This window comes from Ochrobactrum sp. A-1 (assembly GCF_022488005.1).
In the GTDB taxonomy this organism is placed as follows: Bacteria; Pseudomonadota; Alphaproteobacteria; order Rhizobiales; family Rhizobiaceae; genus Brucella.
Window position 1 is genome coordinate 503579 of sequence record NZ_JAKVQC010000004.1, and the last position, 19784, is coordinate 523362.

Genomic DNA, 19784 nt, shown 5'->3' on the forward strand with positions numbered 1-19784 from the left:
AATCCACCCGCGCTCATTATGGAGGAACGCTGTTATGAAGTTTTTCGTGGACACTGCGGACGTCAAGGAAATCCGCGAGCTCAATGACCTTGGGCTGGTCGATGGCGTGACCACCAACCCGTCCCTCATCCTGAAGTCGGGTCGTGACATTATCGAAGTGACCAAGGAAATCTGCAACATCGTCAAGGGCCCGGTTTCTGCCGAGGTTGCCGCGACGGAATATGAGCAGATGATGAAGGAAGCTGCCGTCATCTCCAAGATCGCTGACAATATCTGCATCAAGCTGCCTGTAACCCTCGACGGACTGAAAGCCTGTAAGGCTCTGTCGTCTGACGGCCACAAGGTCAACATGACGCTCTGCTTCTCGGCCAATCAGGCGCTTCTGGCAGCCAAGGCGGGCGCGACCTTCATTTCGCCGTTCATTGGCCGTCTCGACGATACCGGCATCAACGGCATGGAGCTGATTGCCGAAATCCGCACGATTTACGACAACTATGATTTCCGCACCGAAATTCTTGCCGCTTCGGTTCGTACCGTCAATCACGTCAAGGAAGCAGCACTCATCGGCGCTGATGTCGTGACCGCACCTCCGGCAACGCTCAAGGCGCTGGTCAAGCATCCGCTGACCGACAAGGGCCTCGAAACCTTCCTCGCCGATTGGGCGAAGACCGGTCAGAAGATCGCCTGATCGACGATTTTCAGAGACAATGAAAAGGCGGGCCATCGGCTCGCCTTTTTTATTCCAGCACCGTTTCCCCGTCCCGCTTGCTCACCCGGATCGGTCGCGCACCGCAGTGCCCGGCAATCGCGCTGGCGAGGGCGGCTGAATGGGTCACCACCCATATCTGGCTGCGTTCGGATGCCTGCGCGATCATTCGGGCAAGTGACGGGATCATATCGGGATGCAGGCTTGCCTCCGGCTCGTTGAGCGCGATCAGTGGCGGCAGGCGATAGGAGAGCAGCGCACCCGCCAGAGCCAGCAGGCGAATCTGTCCGTCGGACAATTCTCCGGGGCGAAATGTCCGCGGCGGGAAAGCCGGAAAGTTCAAACCGAAAGTCGCAGTTTCGTCCGGATAGGGAATGACCAGCTTGGCGCCTTCCAGCGCGTCGGCAACCAGACGATCGAGATCGACCGTATCCTGCCGGATATGCGCCAGCGTCGCAAAGACCGAGGCAAGATTGCCACCGTCCTCGTCCAGCATCGCAGCAGTTGCGGCTATGGACGGCTGACGCACAGGCGCATCACGGTCGCTTCGAAAACCATGGTAAAAGCGCCAGCCACGTATCTGCGCAGAAAGATCGCCTATCTCCGGATAATGGCCGGATTGCCCCAGCACTGCCAGCCCGCTTTCCGAAGTCAGCAGCCGCGCCGGGTGCTCCATGCGCCGCCCTTCCCCGTCCCGCGCGAAAACCGCAGGTCCGCGCCGGTCCATCAGATCGACGGGGCGACGGCCCGTATCGAGATTGAGCTGTTCTTCCTTGATCTGCGGCTCGAAGGGAAAGGCGCCGGAAACCGGCGGCGGCAGACCTGCCTCGACACGATAGGAAAGACGCGAGGCCAGTCGCTCGTCTTCAAAATCCGCTTCCAGAATGATACGCGCCGTTTCGTGCTTGCGGCGATTGCCGCTCCACATGGCCGATTGCATCCCGCCTTCGCGCACCACTTCTGTCGAAAGATTGCCCTCGGCAGCGGCCTTCACCAGTTGCAGCGCCCGATAGAGGTTGGATTTTCCAGCACCGTTCTCGCCGACAAAAACCGTCACCTGCCCGAGGTCGAACCGCACGGAACGCAGCGAGCGATAGCCTTTGGCTGTAAACGAAACGAGACGCATGATCCCTCTGGTACAAAGACAAAAGGCGGCACGAACCCGCACCGCCTTTTGGAACAATCGGCATCAAGCCGAAATCAGAGCTTTGACATTTTCATCGCCAGAGCGAGGAATATCTGTTCGGCCAGTTCTTCCGCCGCACGCTTGCGCGCATCGCGTTCGGCACGCAGATTTGCGAATTCCTGACGCGGACGGTCAAAGGAAGCGCCAACCGTGCGGGTACCAGTGGCAAGCGGCTTGCCATCCTTGTCACGCAACACGAAATTCGACGTTGCCTTGACGATACCGGACGATGGACGGCCCGTACGGTCGGTCTGATCGCCAATATCGACGCTTACGGCCGCAAGCGTATAGCTGCTCAGACCGAGACCGAGCCGATAGGTCGGGTTGGCCGGCTCACCGGCACCGCCGCCGAGCAGGAAGATCAGGCGATTGCGGACCTGCTGCTGAAACACATCGCCAGCCGGATCGATGGCCACCGAAGCAAGCTTGGTGCGCATGTCCGGTGTCACGCTGCCGCCTATGGTTCCACCGGCACCACCGCCGGAGGAATAAAGCGGCTGCACGGTGCATCCAGCCATCAGCACCGCAGCTCCGAGCGCGAAAAACGCAACGCGAAAGGCTTTGATTGCAGAGAAAAAGCGGTCAGGCAACGACATTGACGATCCTTTGCGGCACCACGATAACCTTCTTCGGCGAGCCTCCATTGAGCGCAGCCTTGACGAAGTCAAGTTCGAGCACCGCCTGCTGGATGCTAGATTGATCAGCGTCGCGGGCGATTGTCAAATCCCCACGCTTCTTGCCGTTGATCTGCACCGGCATAACGATCTCGTTTTCCACCACCAATGCCGGATCGAATTCCGGCCAGGCGCTGCGGGCAACCAATGTTTCACGACCGGCAATCTTGCCGCCCAGCACAGCCAGACACTGTTCAGCCAGATGCGGCATCATCGGCGCCAGCATCAGGATGAGCTTTTCGGTGACGTCACGGACAGCACTCTTCAACTCGTCATCCGCATTGCCCGAAGCCACCTGCTGCAGGGAAGCAGCAGCCGTATTGACCAGCTCGTAAAGACGGGCGACGCCACGATTGAAGGCGAGCTTCTCGATATCGTCGCCGACAGCCTTGACCGCCTTGTGCGCAGCCTTGGAAACGACAAGGGCTTCGCCCTGCGTCCCGGTCTTGGGCGCAACGTCCTTCAGATGTTCGGCGGCTTCCGCCACCAGACGCCAGACGCGCTGCACAAAACGATGGGCGCCTTCGGCACCGGCTTCCGTCCAGATCACGTCACGCTCGGGCGGCGAATCAGACAGCATGAACCAGCGCGCCGTATCGGCACCGTAGGAAGCGATAATGTCATCGGGATCGACAACATTCTTCTTCGACTTCGACATCTTCTCGATGGAACCGATTTCCACCGGCTCGCCTGTCGAGAGCAAGGTCGCGCTACGCTTGCCGTCGGTTTCCTCAATACGAATATCGGCAGGCGCTACCCACTGGCCATTGGCCTTGTAGGTCTCGTGCACAACCATGCCCTGCGTGAACAGGCCCTTGAACGGCTCATCGATGCCGACGTGACCGGCGACCTTCATCGCACGGGTGAAGAAACGCGAATAGAGCAGATGCAGGATCGCGTGTTCGATACCGCCGATATACTGATCGACCGGCAGCCAGTGATCGGCAACCTTGCGGTCGGTCGGCTCGTTTTCCCATGGTGCCGTAAAGCGGGCATAGTACCAGGACGAATCGACGAACGTGTCCATCGTATCGGTTTCACGGCGCGCATCAGCACCGCATTTCGGGCACTTCACATGACGCCAGGTCGCGTGACGGTCGAGCGGATTACCCGGACGGTCGAACTCGACATCGTCCGGCAGCTTGACTGGCAGATCGGCGCGCGGCACCGGATTGACGCCACAGCTTTCGCAATGGATCATTGGAATCGGGCAGCCCCAGTAGCGCTGGCGCGAAATGCCCCAGTCACGCAGACGGAACTGCACCTTGCGCTCAGCCTGCGGGCTATTGCCGAGGCTGGTCTTTTCCAGACGATTGGCCACTTCATTGAAGGCCGCTTCCGGTGTCATGCCGTCGAGGAAGCGTGAATTGATCATCAGGCCGTCGTCGGTATAGGCCGTTTCACCAATGCTGAAGCTTGCCGCGTCTTCACCCTTCGGCAGAACGACAGGCGTAACCTTCAATTTGTACTTGTTGGCGAAATCCAGGTCGCGCTGATCGTGCGCCGGGCAGCCGAACACTGCGCCCGTACCGTATTCCATCAGGACGAAATTGGCGACATAGACCGGCAGTTCCCAGTTCTCGTCGAACGGGTGCTTGACCTTGACGCCGGTGTCGAAGCCCTTCTTTTCTGCCGTTTCAAGCGCTGCCAGCGACGTTCCATGGTGATGGCATTCCTCGATGAAGCCGGAAAGCGAAGCATTGTCTTCAGCCAGCTTCTTCGCCAGCGGATGATCGGCAGAAATAGCCACGAAAGCCGCACCGAACAGCGTGTCCGGACGGGTCGTATAGACTTCGATTTCCGAGAAACCGGCAGGCGCGGTATTGCCGTCCAGCGCAAAACGGACCTGCAGGCCTTCCGACTTGCCGATCCAGTTGCGCTGCATCAGGCGAACCTTTTCCGGCCACTGGTCGAGCGTGTCGAGACCGGCCAGCAATTCCTCGCTGAAATCGGTGATCTTGAAGAACCATTGCGTCAGTTCGCGCTGTTCGACCAGCGCACCCGAACGCCAGCCGCGGCCATCCACCACCTGCTCGTTGGCGAGCACGGTGTTGTCGACCGGGTCCCAGTTGACCTTGGAGGTCTTGCGCGTCACCAGACCTTTTTCGAAAAGGTCGATGAACAGCATCTGCTGACGATGATAATATTCCACGTCGCAGGTCGCGAATTCACGCGCCCAGTCGAGCGAAAGGCCCATCGACTTGAGCTGGCTGCGCATCGTGGCGATGTTCTGGTAGGTCCATTCCTTCGGATGAACCTTGTTCTGCATCGCCGCGTTTTCCGCAGGCATGCCGAACGCATCCCATCCCATCGGATGAAGCACGTTGAAACCCTTGGCACGCTTGTAACGGGCGACAACGTCACCCATCGCATAGTTGCGCACATGGCCCATATGGATGCGCCCCGACGGATAGGGGAACATCTCGAGCACATAATATTTCTCGCGGCTGTCGCTATTGTCGGTTTCGAAGGTCCGGTCTTCTTCCCAGACTTTCTGCCAATGAGCTTCCGCCACGCGCGGATTATAACGTTCGGCTGCCATGACCGTATTTACTCGTACGAAGGTGATGCAATAAGGAGAGTCGATGTTTAATGGCGACCTTCACCACGTATTGGCGAAAGCGTCAACCTTTTGCGGATGAAAAGCCTGAAAGCGAGAGTTTCATGTCAGATATCGTAGCGAACCTGAACACGGTCAAGGCCGCAATCGCCAATGCCGAACAGGAAGCACAGCGCGACAAGGGTTCCGTTACACTCGTCGCAGTGTCGAAAACCTTCGATGCGGAAGAAATCCGCCCGGCACTCGACGCGGGCCAGCGCGTCTTCGGTGAAAACCGCGTACAGGAAGCACAAGCCAAATGGCCCCGACTGCGCGAGGATTATTCCGGCATCGAACTGCATCTGATCGGCCCGCTGCAATCCAACAAGGCAGCCGATGCCGTCGCCCTGTTCGATGTTATCGAAACGGTCGACCGCGAAAAGATCGCCGCTGCCCTTGCAGCCGAAATCAGGAAGCAGAACAAGGCCCCGAAGCTCTACGTGCAGGTAAATACCGGACTTGAAGAACAGAAGGCCGGCATTGCGCCGAAGGAGGCGGTTGCCTTTGTCGAGCGCTGCCGCAAAGAACATGGCCTCGCCATCGAAGGATTGATGTGCATCCCGCCTGCGGATGAAAATCCGGGGCCACATTTCGCGCTTCTGGAAAAGCTCGCCCGTGAAGCTGGCGTGGAAAAACTCTCCATGGGCATGTCGGGCGATTACGAGACCGCCATCGGCTTCGGCGCGACATCGGTGCGTGTCGGCTCGGCCATCTTCGGCGGGCGGAGCTATGCCAACCCCGCCTGATTCCTTTGTCCAGCAGCTATATTAGTGCAGGACGATCTCGCCCTGCACATTCCTCCAGTCCGAGGGGCCGAGCAGCCGGAAATGCGTGTAGCTGACCGAATGCAACGGCCCGTCAATCTCCCGATTCCAGAATTCGATGAAGTGATTGAGCACCGGAAAATCGGGCGCCAGATCATAATCCTGCCAGACGAAAAGCTGCAGCAGATGCGGATGATCGGGCAAGTGGTAGAAAACTTTCGCCGTCGTCAGACCATAACCGGCGAGTTGGAGTTCGAAGGCTGACTTTGCGTTCAAAGCGGACTTCGTCATGGCGATTTCCCCTTTTTGTGAAGAGCCTTATTGTCAGGCTCCTGAATAGGAGATAATCACTCCAAATGGTTTTTAAAATGTAAAAACAATATATTAGCATCAGTCAGCAGTGAGTGTTGCCAGTTGCCATTTCTGACGATGCGTCATTGTGGATCATAGACGCGCCGATTGTCTAATTTACCTTGCCCGCAATGGAAGGTAGACAGGGCACCCGATGGTCTCGCCTTTCACGGCAAGCCGTCTCATCCGGCGGGAGGTGCCGGTCAGTTTTTGGGTGCATTTATACGAGCGGGATATCGTCCGGCTCGCGGAATGCTGAAGGAGGAAATCATGTCGGAAAAGCTTTACCCGGTCCTTGCCGAGGCAAAGAGAAACACGCTCATCGACAACGCAACTTATCTTGAATGGTATCAGGAAAGCGTGAGCGACCCGGACAGCTTCTGGGCAAAGCACGGACGGCGCATCGACTGGTTCAAGCCTTTCACCAAGGTCAAGAACACCGATTTCAACGGCGACGTGTCCATCAAATGGTATGAGGACGGCGTTACCAACGTTTCCTATAACTGTATCGACCGCCACCTGAAGAGCCGTGGCGATCAGGTCGCCATCATCTGGGAAGGCGACAATCCCTATATCGACAAGAAGATCACCTATCGCGAACTGCATGAGAATGTCTGCCGCCTCGCAAATGTGCTGAAGAAGCACGGCGTGAAGAAGGGCGACCGCGTCACGATCTATCTGCCGATGATCCCGGAAGCGGCCTATGCGATGCTGGCCTGCGCGCGCATCGGCGCTGTGCACTCGGTCGTCTTCGCCGGTTTCTCGCCGGAGGCACTGGCCGGTCGTATCGTCGATTGCGAATCCACTTTCGTCATCACGGCCGATGAAGGCGTGCGCGGTGGCAAGCCGGTTCCGCTGAAGGAAAACACTGATACCGCCATCGACATCGCCGCCAAGCAATATGTCATGGTCAACAAGGTTCTCACCGTGCGCCGCACCGGCGGCAAGGTGAGCTGGGGACCGGGTCGCGACCTCTGGTATCATCAGGAAGTCGCGAGCGTCGAACCGACCTGCGACCCGGAACCGATGAATGCGGAAGACCCGCTCTTCATCCTCTACACCTCCGGCTCGACCGGCAAGCCGAAGGGCGTGTTGCACACGACGGCTGGCTATCTCGTCTATGCATCGATGACGCACCAATATGTCTTCGACTATCATGACGGCGACATTTACTGGTGCACGGCGGATGTGGGCTGGGTGACGGGCCATTCCTATATCGTCTACGGCCCACTGGCCAACGGCGCGACGACATTGATGTTCGAGGGCGTGCCCAACTTCCCCGATCAGGGACGTTTCTGGGAAGTCGTCGACAAGCATCACGTCAACATCTTCTACACGGCCCCGACGGCCATCCGCGCCCTGATGGGCGCCGGCGATGAATTCGTCACCCGCTCGTCGCGCTCGACGCTACGCCTGCTCGGCTCGGTCGGCGAGCCGATCAATCCGGAAGCCTGGGAATGGTATTACAACGTCGTTGGTGACCAGCGGTCGCCGATTGTCGATACATGGTGGCAGACGGAAACCGGCGGCATTCTCATCACCCCGCTGCCCGGCGCAACGGACCTCAAGCCGGGTTCGGCAACGCGTCCGTTCTTCGGTATCAAGCCGGAACTGGTGGACAATGAAGGTGCCGTGGTTGAAGGTGCCGTGGACGGTAATCTCTGCATCATCGACAGCTGGCCAGGCCAGATGCGCACGCTTTACGGCGATCACGGGCGCTTCATCGAAGCTTATTTCTCGACCTATAAGGGCAAGTACTTCACCGGCGACGGCTGCCGTCGCGACGAAGACGGCTATTACTGGATCACGGGTCGCGTCGACGACGTGCTCAACATTTCCGGCCACCGCCTCGGCACGGCGGAAATCGAATCGGCACTCGTCTCGCATCACTCGGTTTCAGAAGCCGCTGTCGTAGGCTATCCGCATCCGATCAAGGGACAGGGCATCTATTGCTATGTCACGCTGATGACCGGCGAGGCCGTTCAGGACGAAGATGCGCTACGCAAGGAACTGACCCAGCACGTGCGCAAGGAGATCGGCCCTATCGCCACGCCGGACAAGATCCAGTTCTCGCCGGGCCTGCCGAAAACCCGCTCGGGCAAGATCATGCGCCGCATCCTGCGCAAGATCGCCGAAGACGAGTTCGGCGCCCTGGGCGATACCTCGACGCTGGCCGATCCGGGCGTCGTGGACGATCTGATCGAAAATCGCCAGAACAAGAAATAATAAAAAGCCCCGGGAAACCGGGGCTTATACATTTGAGGCCGGAACGTTAAACTTCGTTCCGGCCTCTATGTCATTGTGGTGAATGCAACACCGCAATGGCTGCTGCAAAGCGGTTGAGCCCATCGGGGCGTGAACTTTCGTTCGTAAAAAAGCAGAACCCTTTGCAGCTTTTGAGGTCTTGTCGCACCGTTGAGGGAGCTTCGCGCTCGTGTATAAGGGAGACCAGCCTCATGTCTTATACTAGCCGTTTTGTCGGCATCGACATATCAAAATCGTCTTTGGATGCCTGCGTTCTGCCGGATGGCCAGACAGTGACCTATCAAAATACGGCAGCAGGCATTGCCAGTTTTCTCGCCTTTCTCGCAACTGTGGACGATATTGAACGTCTGGTTCTCGAACCGACCGGCGGTTACGAGCGCCTTGTCGTTGCCGCCTTGCAGGCCGCGCGATTGCCTGTCGCCAAGGTCAATGCGAAGCAGATCAGGCAGTTTGCACGTGCCTGTGGCCAACTCTCCAAGACCGACAGGATCGACGCCTTCATTCTTGCCGATTATGCAAGGCGCATGGAAACAAGAATTCTGCCACAACGCTCTTCTCAGGAGCGGGCTCTGGCGGATTTTGTCAGTCGTTACAGACAATTGTCGCACATGATCGTGCAGGAGAAAAATCGCCGGGAGAAGTTGACCGGGCGAACGAAAGTCTGGATCGAGGAAAGCCTGCGTTTCCTGCTCGATCAGCGTCAGGCTATCGTGGATGAAATGACGGCTTGCCTGAAAGCGGATGCAGAGTTGGGCCGGAAGGCCGAGGTTTTGATGTCGCTCAAGGGGATCGGCCTACGAACGGCATGCTTCATCCTGGCCGACCTGCCGGAACTGGGGCATACTGACAAAGGACAAATTGCCAAGCTGGTTGGCGTTGCGCCGCTTAATCGCGATAGTGGTCTGATGCGCGGCAAGCGCATGATTGCAGGTGGTAGAAGACATCTGCGCGACGCGCTTTACGTCGCAGCGCTGCCTGCCATTCGTTTCGATCCCGACATGAAGGCATTCTTCACGCGTCTCAAGCAGCAAGGAAAGCCCGGAAAGGTCGCACTTGTCGCCGTCATGCGTAAAATGATCATCATCCTAAATGCTAGAATGCGAGACGCCAACGCAACGGTGCTTGACGCCTAACACCGTTGCTTTTTTTAACAACGCGGTCTGAGAAGGCGCCCAAGTTTGATGAGATTGTCGTCCTGCTGAAACGAAAATCGCGATCTTTGAGAACCGGAGCGGAATGTACTTAAAGTACATGAGCACCGGAAGCGCAGAAGAGCGCGATTTGCAGGCCAGCAGGACGACAATATCCCAAACTTATTAGAAATCGATCGATCGACCCTTGATCTCCCAGTCACCATAGCGGGCGGGGTCCTTGCCGCCGCGTCCGCCGATTTCACGGGGTGCTTCGTTTGCCTTTTCAGCTAAGCGGCGCGCCTCGGCTTCCTTCAGCGCGCGCTGGGCAGCAGGCGGCAGGTCTTCGAACGTGCGCTTGTCTATGTTTTCCGGGCTTTGGGTTGCTTCGGTTTTTTCGCTCATCGATCACATTCCTGTTGGCTGCATCAGCTCCCATTATTGAAGCGAAGCCTGTTCATACCCATCATATAGGCAGAAAGGTATCTGGTGCAAAACCCTTGCGGGTCATGTAGCCTAAGATTTGGAGACCGCCACGGATGAATATGACAAAAACTGCCATGCTGATCGCCCTCATGACGGTCATGTTCATGAGCATCGGCTATTTGCTGGGCGGTGGCGGCGGCATGATGATTGCGCTTGTGATTGCAGTCGCCATGAACCTGTTCGGCTACTGGAACTCCGACAAGATGGTGCTGCGCATGTACAATGCGCAGCAAGTGGACGAGCGCAGCGCGCCGGACTATTACCGCATGGTGAGCGGCCTTGCAGCCAATGCGGGCCTTCCGATGCCGAAGGTCTACATTATCCACGAAGACCAGCCGAACGCTTTTGCCACAGGCCGCAATCCCGAAAATGCTGCCGTTGCAGCCACAACCGGGCTCCTCAACCGCCTGACGCCGGAAGAGGTCGCTGGCGTGATGGCGCATGAGCTGGCACACGTCCAGAACCGCGACACGCTGACCATGACAATCGTGGCAACCCTTGCCGGTGCCATATCCATGCTCGGCAATTTTGCTTTCTTCCTTGGCGGCAACCGCGAGAACGGCAACGGCATCATGGGCGTCGTCGGCACCATTCTTGCCATGATCGTCGCTCCCTTTGCCGCGATGATCGTACAGATGGCCGTCAGCCGCACCCGCGAATATGCCGCCGACAAGCGCGGCGCGGAAATCTGCGGCAATCCGCTGTGGCTGTCCTCGGCGCTGGGCAAGATCGCGCGCGGAGCCAAGGCCATCCCGAACGAGGAAGCCGAACACAACCCCGCGACCGCGCATATGTTCATCATCAATCCCTTGAGCGGGCGTGGAGCGGACAATCTTTTCTCGACACATCCCGACACCGACAACCGTATTGCAGCACTGGAACAGATGGCTGCCGAAATGGGCATCCGCTCCGCTGGAATGGCACCGCGTGCCGCTGCCCCTTCCCAAAGCAGTGGTCCATGGGGTAATGCAGGTAGTAACAGCAATGGCGGTTCCGGTTATCGAGGGCCGTGGTCATAGAGCATGATCCCGAAAAGTGGGAACCGCCTACGCGGAGAAAACAGTCCACTGGACTGTTTTCTGATCCCGCTTCGATCGGACAAGATCATGCTTAAACAGACATCATCTGATAAAGCAGAACAGTGTGAACGATAAAAAGCCCGCGCCGAAGCGTGGAAACAAAAAGCCACAATCCAACAACAGCGCTGCAGAGCTGCGCCCCGGTCTAGCCGCGCGCCTGACTGCGGCGCGGCTGCTTGGCGCGGTGATTGAAAAGAACACCTCGCTTGACGGCCTGACCGACAATACCCACGGTCATCCGCAATATCTGGCGCTGGAGCCGCGCGACCGCGCACTGGTTCGCGCTATTCTGGGTTCTGCGCTGCGCAATCGCGGCAGCATCGAACGCGCCATCAACAAGCGGCTCGACCGGCCATTGCCGGAAAATGCCGTGGCGCTGAAGCATCTTCTGCATGTCGCCATCGCGCAGATTTTCTATCTGAACCTGCCCGACCATTCGGCGGTCGATCTTGCGGTGGAAGCGGCGAACAACGATCCGCGCAACCGCAAATATGCCGGTCTCGTCAATGCACTGCTGCGTCGCCTTTCGCGCAACAAGGAACGTGCTCTCGCCCACACGCTTGAGCCCGAAACCAATGTGCCGGAGTGGTTTGCCAAAAGCATCACCGACGCCTATGGCGCGGAAAAAGCAGCAGCCATTCTCGCCATGCATGCCTATGAGCCGCCGATCGATTTCACGGTCAAGGGCGACGCAAAGGCGTGGGCCGAAAAGCTCGGCGGCGTAGCATTGCCCAATGGTTCGGTGCGCCTGCAAACGGTTGAGGGTAATCTCACCGACCTGCCCGGCTTTGCCGAGGGCGACTGGTGGGTGCAGGATGTGGCCGCGAGCCTGCCTGCGCGCCTGATGGGTGATATCAAGGACAAACGGGTTGCCGACCTGTGCGCCGCCCCCGGCGGCAAGACCGCGCAGCTTGTGCTTCAGGGCGCCGACGTGACTGCGCTCGACCTGTCCGAAAACCGGCTCAAGCGCCTGCGTGGCAACCTGGAACGGCTCGGTTTCGAGGCGAAGACCGTCGCCACCAATCTGATGGATTTCCAGCCGGACGAACTGTTCGACGCCGTGCTTCTGGATGCGCCGTGCTCTTCCACCGGCACGGTGCGCCGTCACCCGGACGTGCCGTGGACCAAGACGCCGCAGGACATTGCAAAACTCGCGGAACTTCAGGGCAAGCTTTTGGCCCACGCAGCTACTCTGGTCAAACCCGGCGGCGTAATCGTCTTTTCCAATTGTTCGCTGCATCCGCTCGAAGGCGAGGAAATGGCCCGCAAGGCGGCGGAAAATCCGCTGCTGGAGCCTTTCCCGATTACGGAGCAGGATTGCGCCGGATTGGATGGGTTGGTGACGGCGGAAGGTTTTCTACGATCCACTCCGGCAGACCTGCCGCCGGATCGTTTTGAGGGCAATCCGCAAATGGCTGGCATGGACGGCTTCTTCGCGGCCCGCTTCAAGCGCATATAGCAATCGCTGATAAATTAGCAAAACTGGCATAGGATGCATGACTTGCATCCTATGGTTAACGCTCGATTCACCATTTCAGTACAATTGTATCAAAGGACACCGGCTGTTCGATCTGGCCGCAGAATAATGAAAAACGATACGGAGAAAGACCGGGTGGCAGTTGCCCTCAGCGAAACCCCGCACCTTTGGGGACTGGCCGTTGCACAGGCTTGGCGCAAGTTCAGCCGCCGTCTGCGCATGGGGCCTCTCTATCGCTGGCGCTTCACCGGCTTTACGCCGGACCGTATCCTGATCGCACCGCCTGATCTGCGCGTCGCCGACCCGCAATTGGCGCAGGAATTCTACCACGGCCGTTTTGCGCTGGCCGGTCGTCTGGTCGAAACCGGCGGATTGTCGCCCTTCGCTGTCGAACCTCCGACGCCGGAATGGGAAGCAGCGCTTCAGAGTTTCGGCTGGCTGCGCCATCTGAAAAGCGCCAATAGCGAACTGGCAACCGCCAATGCGCGCGCGCTCGTCGATGACTGGATGCGCATGTTCGGCAAGCGGATCGGTGGCATCGCCTGGTCGCCGGAAGTCACCGCCCAGCGCATCATCGCCTGGCTTCAGCATTCGAACCTCATTCTGTCGGGTGCCGAACTCCCCGCCTATCGCCGCTTCATGCGTTCGCTGGCCATGCAGGTACGTTACCTGCGCACCGTTGCAGCCGCCATGGATGATGGCGAGGAACGCTTGCGCGCCCGCATCGCATTGGCATTCGCCGCTCTGGCTCTGCCTGTTTCGCCGCCGACTGCACGCGCCGCCCGGCGTAATCTCGAATATGAACTGAAACGCCAGATTCTGCCCGATGGCGGGCATATCTCGCGCAATCCCGTTACGGTTCTGGAACTTTTGGCCGATCTTCTGCCGCTTCGCCAGACCTATGCCAATGGCACGGAAGCACCGCCCAAGGCGCTGATCGAAGCCGTTGAGCGCATGTTGCCAGCACTGCGTTTCTTCCGCCATCAGGATGGCAGCCTTGCGCTTTTCAACGGCGTCGGCCCGACCATGCCGGAACGCATCATCTCGGTTCTCAGGCATGATGAGACCGCCGGATCACCGCTGACCCATGCCCCCTATTCCGGCTATGAACGGCTTTCGATGGGTTCGACCACCATCATCGCCGATACCGGACTGCCGCCGCCGGTCACCGCATCGCGGGATGCCCATGCCGGCTGCCTCGCCTTCGAAATGTCCTCCGGGCGCCAGCGCTATATCGTCAATTCCGGTATCGACCGTTTCGGTCCGCCGGAATTTCGTCCATTGGGCCGCTCGACGGCTGCGCACTCCACCGCCACCATCAACGACACCTCCTCGTGCCGTTTCAGCCTCAATGTCGGCCTTTCCAACATGATCGGCACGCCGATTATTGCAGGCCCCACCCGCGTGCAGCGCGACCGGATCGAGGAAATGGGGCGACAGGGTTTCGTCGCCAGCCATGACGGCTATGCGCGCCTGTTCGGCATCTATCACGAACGCCGCCTCGTGCTGTCGCATAATGGCAGCGTCATTCAGGGTGCCGACCGGTTCTATCGTGGCGATGGCCGTCCGTTGAAGGCAAACGGACGCGACAATATTGCCGTCCGTTTCCACCTGCATCCGTCGGTCGATATTTCCTTCGATGAGAATGGGTTGATCGTTCTGTCGGCGGACCGCGACGACACCTGGGTCTTCTCCTGCTTTGAAGTTGCGCCGCAACTGGAGGATTCGATCTTCTTTGCAGGCTTCCGCGGCCCCGTGACATCGAAGCAGATCGTGCTCTCCTTCCCGGCTTCCGAATTGCCGGAAGTGAACTGGCAGTTCAGCCGCGTCGCACTCGGCAGTTACGTATAATCTGCCTCCCGCTGCTCCCCCTTCGAGACGGCGCTGCGCGCCTCCTCAGGGTGAGGGCGTTGGTGCTTGAAGAGTATTTCAGAATGGATCTGTCGCTACCGGCTCGCAAACGCCGCGTGCCGTTCGTCGAGGCTCATTGATTACGCTCCACCCTCATCCTGAGGAGGCGCGCAGCGCCGTCTCGAAGGGTCGAGGGTCAATGGGATCGAATGCGGAGCAAGAAATACCTCTTCACCGTTCTTTTCCGGCCTTTTGCGGTAGGATTCTCGGCGCGTCTGTGTTAGGGCGAGCCGTCCACTTTCCTGAACGCATCCGTTTCAGCAACGAAGAGACCAACTCCCTATGGCTGTCAGCTCCAAGCATATTCCCGCTCCCGATCTTCATCGGGTGCGCCGCGCCCTCCTTTCCGTTTCCGACAAAACCGGCCTGATCGATTTCGCCAAAGCGCTTCACGCGCAAGGTGTCGAAATCCTCTCGACCGGCGGCACCGCCAAGTCGATTGCCGCCGAAGGCATTCCGGTGAAGGATGTATCCGAAGTAACCGGCTTTCCGGAAATCATGGACGGGCGCGTCAAGACGCTGCATCCGGCAGTCCATGGCGGCCTGCTCGCCGTGCGCAATGACCCTGAACACGTCGCGGCCATGGAAGAACACGGTATTGGCGGCATCGATCTTGCTGTCATCAATCTTTATCCGTTCGAGGAAGTCCGCTTCAAGGGCGGCGACTACGACACCACCGTCGAGAACATCGACATTGGCGGCCCGGCGATGATCCGCGCTTCGGCCAAAAACCATGCCTATGTCGCAACGGTCGTTGATCCTGCCGACTATGCCGACGTCGTCGCCGAACTCGAAAAGAACAAAGGCTCCCTGCCGCTCGCCTTCCGCAAAAAGCTTGCCGCAAAAGCCTTCTCGCGCACGGCAGCCTATGATGCAGCCATTTCCAACTGGTTTGCCGAAGCAATCAACGAAGAAACCCCGACCTACCGCTCGGTCGCAGGCAAGCTGCATTCCGTCATGCGCTACGGTGAAAACCCGCACCAGACGGCTGGCTTCTATCTTACCGGCGAACAACGTCCGGGCGTCGCCACCGCGACCCAACTTCAGGGCAAGCAGCTCTCCTACAACAACATCAACGACACCGATGCGGCTTTTGAGCTGGTGGCCGAATTCGATCCTGCCCGCACCGCAGCGGTCGCCATCATCAAGCACGCCAATCCGTGCGGCGTGGCGGAAGCCGCAACGATCAAGGAAGCCTATCTCAAGGCGCTTGCCTGCGATCCGGTTTCGGCCTTCGGTGGCATCGTTGCGCTCAACCAGACACTCGATGAGGAAGCCGCTGAAGAGATCGTGAAAATCTTCACCGAAGTCATCATCGCACCGGATGCCACCGAAGGCGCACAGGCCATCGTCGCAGCCAAGAAGAACCTGCGTCTGCTCGTGACCGGCGGCCTGCCAGACCCACGCGCAAAGGGCATTGCCGCCAAGACCGTTGCCGGTGGTCTGCTGGTCCAGTCGCGCGACAACGGCGTGGTCGATGATCTCGATCTCAAGGTCGTTACCAAGCGTGCGCCGACCGAAGCCGAGCTCAACGATCTGAAATTTGCTTTCCGCGTCGGCAAGCATGTGAAGTCGAACGCCATCGTCTATGTGAAGGACGGCGCAACGGTCGGCATCGGCGCAGGTCAGATGAGCCGCGTGGATTCGGCCCGCATCGCAGCCCGCAAGGCTGAAGATGCTGCCGAAGCCGCAGGTCTTGCAGAACCGCTCACCAAGGGCTGCGTGGTCGCGTCCGATGCGTTCTTCCCGTTTGCCGACGGTCTGCTGTCCGCCGTTCAGGCCGGTGCAACCGCCGTCATCCAGCCGGGCGGCTCCATGCGGGACGACGAAGTGATCGCCGCCGCCGACGAACATGGCATCGCCATGGTCATGACCGGCATGCGCCACTTCCGACATTAGGGCTTCTACGCATTATCCTGCGCAAAACCGCTTCGCACTTTTGCTGGAAATGCTCTAACTCCTTATAAAAAAGCACTTATCGAGGCCCCGGAACCAACCATTCCGGGGCCTCGTTTTCATTGAGTTTCATATTGTTTCGTTTAAATTCGTTTTCAGCATAGACCGGATCAACGGAGGAGCCCGCCCCATGACGCAGTTTATCGGTTCCATCGACCAGGGAACCACGAGTTCGCGTTTCATCATTTTCGACAGGCAGGGCGATATCGTCGCGAGCGACCAACGCGAACATGAGCAGATTTATCCGAAGGCGGGCTGGGTCGAACACAATCCGATAGAAATCTGGCGCAACACACAGCACGTCATTGCCGCGGCACTCAAAAAGGCAAAGCTGAAGGTGAGCGATATCGCTTCCGTCGGCATCACCAACCAGCGCGAAACCACCCTGCTCTGGGACAGACAAACCGGTGCGCCGCTCTATAATGCGGTTGTCTGGATGGATACGCGTACCGACGAACTTGTGGCCCGTTATACAAAGGAGGGCGGCGCAGACCAGTTGCGCGCCAAGACTGGCCTGCCGATCTCAACCTATTTCTCCGGCCTCAAGCTGCGCTGGATACTCGATCACGTTCCGGGTGCGCGTGAAAAAGCCGAAGCCGGAGACGCTCTTTTCGGGACCATCGACACATGGCTGGTCTGGAACCTCACCGGCGGCACCGATGGCGGCATTCACATCACCGATGCGACCAATGCGTCTCGAACTCAGCTCATGGACCTTTCGACGCTGAAATGGGACGAGGACATCCTCCGTCTGTTCGATATTCCGTCGGCCTGCCTGCCGGAAATCCGCTCTTCGAGCGAGGTCTATGGCGAAATCGCAGTACCCTCACTTTCCGGCGTCAAGCTTGCGGGCATTCTGGGCGACCAGCAGGCAGCACTCTTCGGTCAGGCCTGTCTGGAACCGGGCGAAGCCAAGAATACCTACGGCACCGGCTGCTTCATGCTCATGAACACCGGCGAGAAACTGGTGCCCTCCAATTACGGCTTGCTGACCACGGTCGCCTACCAGCTCGACGGTGCGAAGCCGGTCTATGCGCTGGAGGGTTCGATTGCCATTACCGGCGCTCTGGTGCAGTGGCTTCGCGACAATCTCGGCATCATCAGGAACAGCGGCGACATCGAAACCCTGGCGCGGACGGTGGAAGACAATGGCGACGTCTATTTCGTTCCGGCCTTTTCCGGCCTCTTTGCACCGCACTGGCAGGACTCAGCGCGCGGTATCATCGCCGGCCTCACCCGCTTTGCCAACAAGGGCCACATCGCGCGCGCGGCTCTGGAGGCGAGCGCCTATCAGGTGCGTGAAGTTCTGGAAGCCATGGTCAAGGATTCCGGCGTCGAGATCACGGAGCTGCGCGCCGATGGCGGCATGACCATTAACGACCTTCTCATGCAGTTCCAGTCCGACATTCTGGACGTTCCGGTCGTGCGCCCGAAAATTATCGAGACGACGGCGCTGGGTGCTGCCTATGCGGCCGGGCTTGCCGTCGGCTACTGGAAATCCACGCAGGATATCGTGGAAAACTGGCAGGTGGGCCATCGCTGGCATCCGCGAATGTCATCGGAGGAAAGCACGCGCTTGTTCAACGCGTGGGAAAAGGCCGTGCAACGTTCGCTCGGCTGGGTCGAGTAAACAGCGCTCCAGAGCATGTCTCCCGAAAGTGGAAACTGGTTTCGGGATAAAGACATACGTAAAAACAAACAGACAGACTATTTTCAATAATTCAATCAAAACAGGAAATACTCTATCTGTTAGCGGGATATGGCGTTTTGGCCGTCAATATCAAGCCGGCTAAAAAGAACAGAATGAGCACCGACATTCCCATCGCCGATGAAGATGTAAGCGCCGTAACACTTGCCACCAGGAAGGGCCCCATAAAGCTGGTTGCCCTTCCCGACAGGGCGTAGATTCCGAAATACCGGCCTGCGTCTGCGGGATTGATACTGCGGGCGAACCATGATCGCGACGATGCCTGTACCGGACCGAAGGCCAGTCCCAGCATGATGCCATAAATCAGAAAAGCCCGTTCTCCCGGCATGGCAAACAATTTATCCGAGGGAGTGTTCTCAACGGCGACAAGACCAAACAGCAAAGAATGGCTTCCCGTCGAGACGAACCCGATGGAAGCCAGCAACAGCAGAGCCACGGAGATCATGACGACGACCTTGGAACCGAAGCGCGAGTCCATCCAGCTGGCTATCAGGCAGCTGAAAATCGCTATCACAATGGTGAACATGCCGTAGAGACCGATCTCGGTGATCGACCAGTGGAACAAGGAGGCGGCATAGCCTGCCCCCATAACAGTCATCGAGTTCACGCCGTCCTGATAAATCATCCGGGCAACTAGAAACCGCGCGATCCCTGGATGCTTGCGCACTTCACTCAGAGTGGACCGCAATTCGGACAGGCCGCTGCCGATTGCCTGCCTCAGCGGTTTTCCCCGCGCCTGATCGGGTGTGAACAGAAACATCGGCAGAATGAACACCAGATACCAGATGGCTGAGAGCGGCCCCGTAATGCGGGCGTCCTCCCCCTGCACCGGATCGAGTCCGAACAGAGGCGTCATACCGATAACCGTCTTGCCGGTTTCTGGTGACGCGGAAAGACAAAGGACAACAAAGAACAGAACGATCATGCCGCCCAGATAGCCGAGCCCCCAGGCAAGGTTCGACACCCTTCCAATATGCTCGCGAGGCACCAGACGCGGCATCATGGAATCGTTGAAGACGATGGAAAATTCCGCCGAGATCATGGCGATGCTGAAAGCAAGGAGCACCCAGAACATGTTCGCCCCCGGCACTGCAAACCAGAGTGTCAGAAGGCTCACGATCTTCAGGACAGCGAAAAAGCCAATCCACGGTTTGCGCGCGCCGGTCTGATCGGCAATCGAGCCGAGAACGGGGGAGAGAATGGCGATAACGAAGCTGGCGGCAGCGACACCATAGCCCCATGCGATCTGACCGTCATGCGCCGTGGCTGCCATGCGCGATATGAAGTAAGGGCCGAAGATGAACGTCACAACGACCGTAAAGAAAGGCTGAGCGGCCCAGTCGAAGAAAATCCAACCCCATACACCGCGCCGCGAGGCATAGCCGCGCGCAGTCAGAACCTGATCGCTCAATTGCTCTTTCCTTCCCCCGGACCAGAAGCAGTTTCCGACTACAGCATCATGCGTCCAAATGGACGCACAGCGCTCTAAAGA

At 58.5% G+C, this 19784-nt stretch carries 15 protein-coding genes; 9 read left to right on the forward strand and 6 right to left on the reverse strand.

All coding sequences use genetic code 11. The features are described from left to right. The first annotated feature begins 34 nt into the window (after positions 1-34). Entirely contained in the window at positions 35-688 is a 654-nt protein-coding gene (gene fsa / locus MKS82_RS12015) for a fructose-6-phosphate aldolase (RefSeq protein ID WP_109989038.1), read from the forward strand. Between the two features lie 49 nt (positions 689-737). Here fsa and MKS82_RS12020 read toward each other — a convergent pair whose 3' ends face one another. The 3 genes from MKS82_RS12020 to leuS all read right to left on the reverse strand — a co-directional run bounded on the left by MKS82_RS12020 (position 738) and on the right by leuS (position 5108). After that, positions 738-1832 carry an AAA family ATPase gene (locus tag MKS82_RS12020; RefSeq protein WP_240578884.1) on the reverse strand — a complete coding sequence of 365 codons (1095 nt, stop codon included), beginning with the start codon at positions 1830-1832 and terminating at the stop codon, positions 738-740. Between the two features lie 74 nt (positions 1833-1906). After that, a complete protein-coding gene (lptE, locus tag MKS82_RS12025; protein ID WP_109989040.1) occupies positions 1907-2488 on the reverse strand; it encodes an LPS assembly lipoprotein LptE in 582 nt (193 codons plus the stop codon). Then, a complete protein-coding gene (gene leuS, locus MKS82_RS12030; RefSeq protein ID WP_109989041.1) occupies positions 2475-5108 on the reverse strand; it encodes a leucine--tRNA ligase in 2634 nt (877 codons plus the stop codon). The genes lptE and leuS overlap by 14 nt, the downstream gene beginning before the upstream one ends. 122 nt (positions 5109-5230) lie before the next feature. On the opposite strand from leuS, the gene MKS82_RS12035 reads away from it, so the two are divergent. Beyond that, a complete protein-coding gene (locus MKS82_RS12035; RefSeq protein WP_109989047.1) occupies positions 5231-5911 on the forward strand; it encodes a YggS family pyridoxal phosphate-dependent enzyme in 681 nt (226 codons plus the stop codon). A 21-nt stretch (positions 5912-5932) separates the two neighbouring features. Here MKS82_RS12035 and MKS82_RS12040 read toward each other — a convergent pair whose 3' ends face one another. Then, positions 5933-6220 carry an usg protein gene (locus MKS82_RS12040; protein WP_109989042.1) on the reverse strand — a complete coding sequence of 96 codons (288 nt, stop codon included), beginning with the start codon at positions 6218-6220 and terminating at the stop codon, positions 5933-5935. Between the two features lie 330 nt (positions 6221-6550). Here MKS82_RS12040 and acs point away from each other — a divergent pair, with 330 nt between their 5' ends. Next, positions 6551-8506, forward strand: a complete 1956-nt coding sequence (acs, locus tag MKS82_RS12045) for an acetate--CoA ligase (protein ID WP_109989048.1) — start codon at positions 6551-6553, stop codon at positions 8504-8506. A 230-nt stretch (positions 8507-8736) separates the two neighbouring features. After that, a complete protein-coding gene (locus MKS82_RS12050) occupies positions 8737-9678 on the forward strand; it encodes an IS110 family transposase (protein ID WP_024897869.1) in 942 nt (313 codons plus the stop codon). Positions 9679-9861: 183 nt separating this feature from the next. On the opposite strand, the gene MKS82_RS12055 is transcribed toward MKS82_RS12050, so the two are convergent. Next, positions 9862-10080, reverse strand: a complete 219-nt coding sequence (locus MKS82_RS12055; protein ID WP_109988971.1) for a DUF1674 domain-containing protein — start codon at positions 10078-10080, stop codon at positions 9862-9864. Positions 10081-10214: 134 nt separating this feature from the next. Here MKS82_RS12055 and htpX point away from each other — a divergent pair, with 134 nt between their 5' ends. The 5 genes from htpX to glpK all read left to right on the forward strand — a co-directional run bounded on the left by htpX (position 10215) and on the right by glpK (position 18214). Next, positions 10215-11180 (forward strand): zinc metalloprotease HtpX, encoded by a 966-nt coding sequence (gene htpX, locus MKS82_RS12060; RefSeq protein WP_109988970.1) that lies wholly within the window; start codon positions 10215-10217, stop codon positions 11178-11180. A 124-nt stretch (positions 11181-11304) separates the two neighbouring features. Further along, the gene (locus MKS82_RS12065; protein ID WP_109988969.1) at positions 11305-12699 is read left to right on the forward strand and encodes an RsmB/NOP family class I SAM-dependent RNA methyltransferase; all 1395 of its coding nucleotides are present in this window, start codon (positions 11305-11307) and stop codon (positions 12697-12699) included. Between the two features lie 126 nt (positions 12700-12825). Further along, complete coding sequence (locus tag MKS82_RS12070; protein WP_109988968.1) at positions 12826-14568, forward strand: heparinase II/III family protein; 1743 nt, start codon at positions 12826-12828, stop codon at positions 14566-14568. 342 nt (positions 14569-14910) lie between these two features. After that, on the forward strand, positions 14911-16527 hold the full coding sequence (purH, locus tag MKS82_RS12075; RefSeq protein ID WP_109988967.1) for a bifunctional phosphoribosylaminoimidazolecarboxamide formyltransferase/IMP cyclohydrolase: 1617 nt from the start codon (positions 14911-14913) through the stop codon (positions 16525-16527). Between the two features lie 187 nt (positions 16528-16714). After that, positions 16715-18214 carry a glycerol kinase GlpK gene (gene glpK / locus MKS82_RS12080; protein WP_109988966.1) on the forward strand — a complete coding sequence of 500 codons (1500 nt, stop codon included), beginning with the start codon at positions 16715-16717 and terminating at the stop codon, positions 18212-18214. 112 nt (positions 18215-18326) lie between these two features. Here glpK and MKS82_RS12085 read toward each other — a convergent pair whose 3' ends face one another. After that, the gene (locus MKS82_RS12085) at positions 18327-19703 is read right to left on the reverse strand and encodes an MFS transporter (RefSeq protein WP_109988965.1); all 1377 of its coding nucleotides are present in this window, start codon (positions 19701-19703) and stop codon (positions 18327-18329) included. Positions 19704-19784 lie beyond the last annotated feature (81 nt).

Excerpts from the sequence above, each read along its gene's own strand:
- MKS82_RS12020 (WP_240578884.1), bottom strand. The coding sequence starts at position 1,832 with ATGCGTCTCGTTTCGTTTACAGCCAAAGGCTATCGCTCGCTGCGTTCC.
- purH (WP_109988967.1), top strand. The coding sequence starts at position 14,911 with ATGGCTGTCAGCTCCAAGCATATTCCCGCTCCCGATCTTCATCGGGTG.
- lptE (WP_109989040.1), bottom strand. The coding sequence starts at position 2,488 with ATGTCGTTGCCTGACCGCTTTTTCTCTGCAATCAAAGCCTTTCGCGTT.
- MKS82_RS12050 (WP_024897869.1), top strand. The coding sequence starts at position 8,737 with ATGTCTTATACTAGCCGTTTTGTCGGCATCGACATATCAAAATCGTCT.
- MKS82_RS12070 (WP_109988968.1), top strand. The coding sequence starts at position 12,826 with ATGAAAAACGATACGGAGAAAGACCGGGTGGCAGTTGCCCTCAGCGAA.
- MKS82_RS12040 (WP_109989042.1), bottom strand. The coding sequence starts at position 6,220 with ATGACGAAGTCCGCTTTGAACGCAAAGTCAGCCTTCGAACTCCAACTC.
- MKS82_RS12055 (WP_109988971.1), bottom strand. The coding sequence starts at position 10,080 with ATGAGCGAAAAAACCGAAGCAACCCAAAGCCCGGAAAACATAGACAAG.
- MKS82_RS12035 (WP_109989047.1), top strand. The coding sequence starts at position 5,231 with ATGTCAGATATCGTAGCGAACCTGAACACGGTCAAGGCCGCAATCGCC.
- fsa (WP_109989038.1), top strand. The coding sequence starts at position 35 with ATGAAGTTTTTCGTGGACACTGCGGACGTCAAGGAAATCCGCGAGCTC.
- acs (WP_109989048.1), top strand. The coding sequence starts at position 6,551 with ATGTCGGAAAAGCTTTACCCGGTCCTTGCCGAGGCAAAGAGAAACACG.
- glpK (WP_109988966.1), top strand. The coding sequence starts at position 16,715 with ATGACGCAGTTTATCGGTTCCATCGACCAGGGAACCACGAGTTCGCGT.
- htpX (WP_109988970.1), top strand. The coding sequence starts at position 10,215 with ATGAATATGACAAAAACTGCCATGCTGATCGCCCTCATGACGGTCATG.
- leuS (WP_109989041.1), bottom strand. The coding sequence starts at position 5,108 with ATGGCAGCCGAACGTTATAATCCGCGCGTGGCGGAAGCTCATTGGCAG.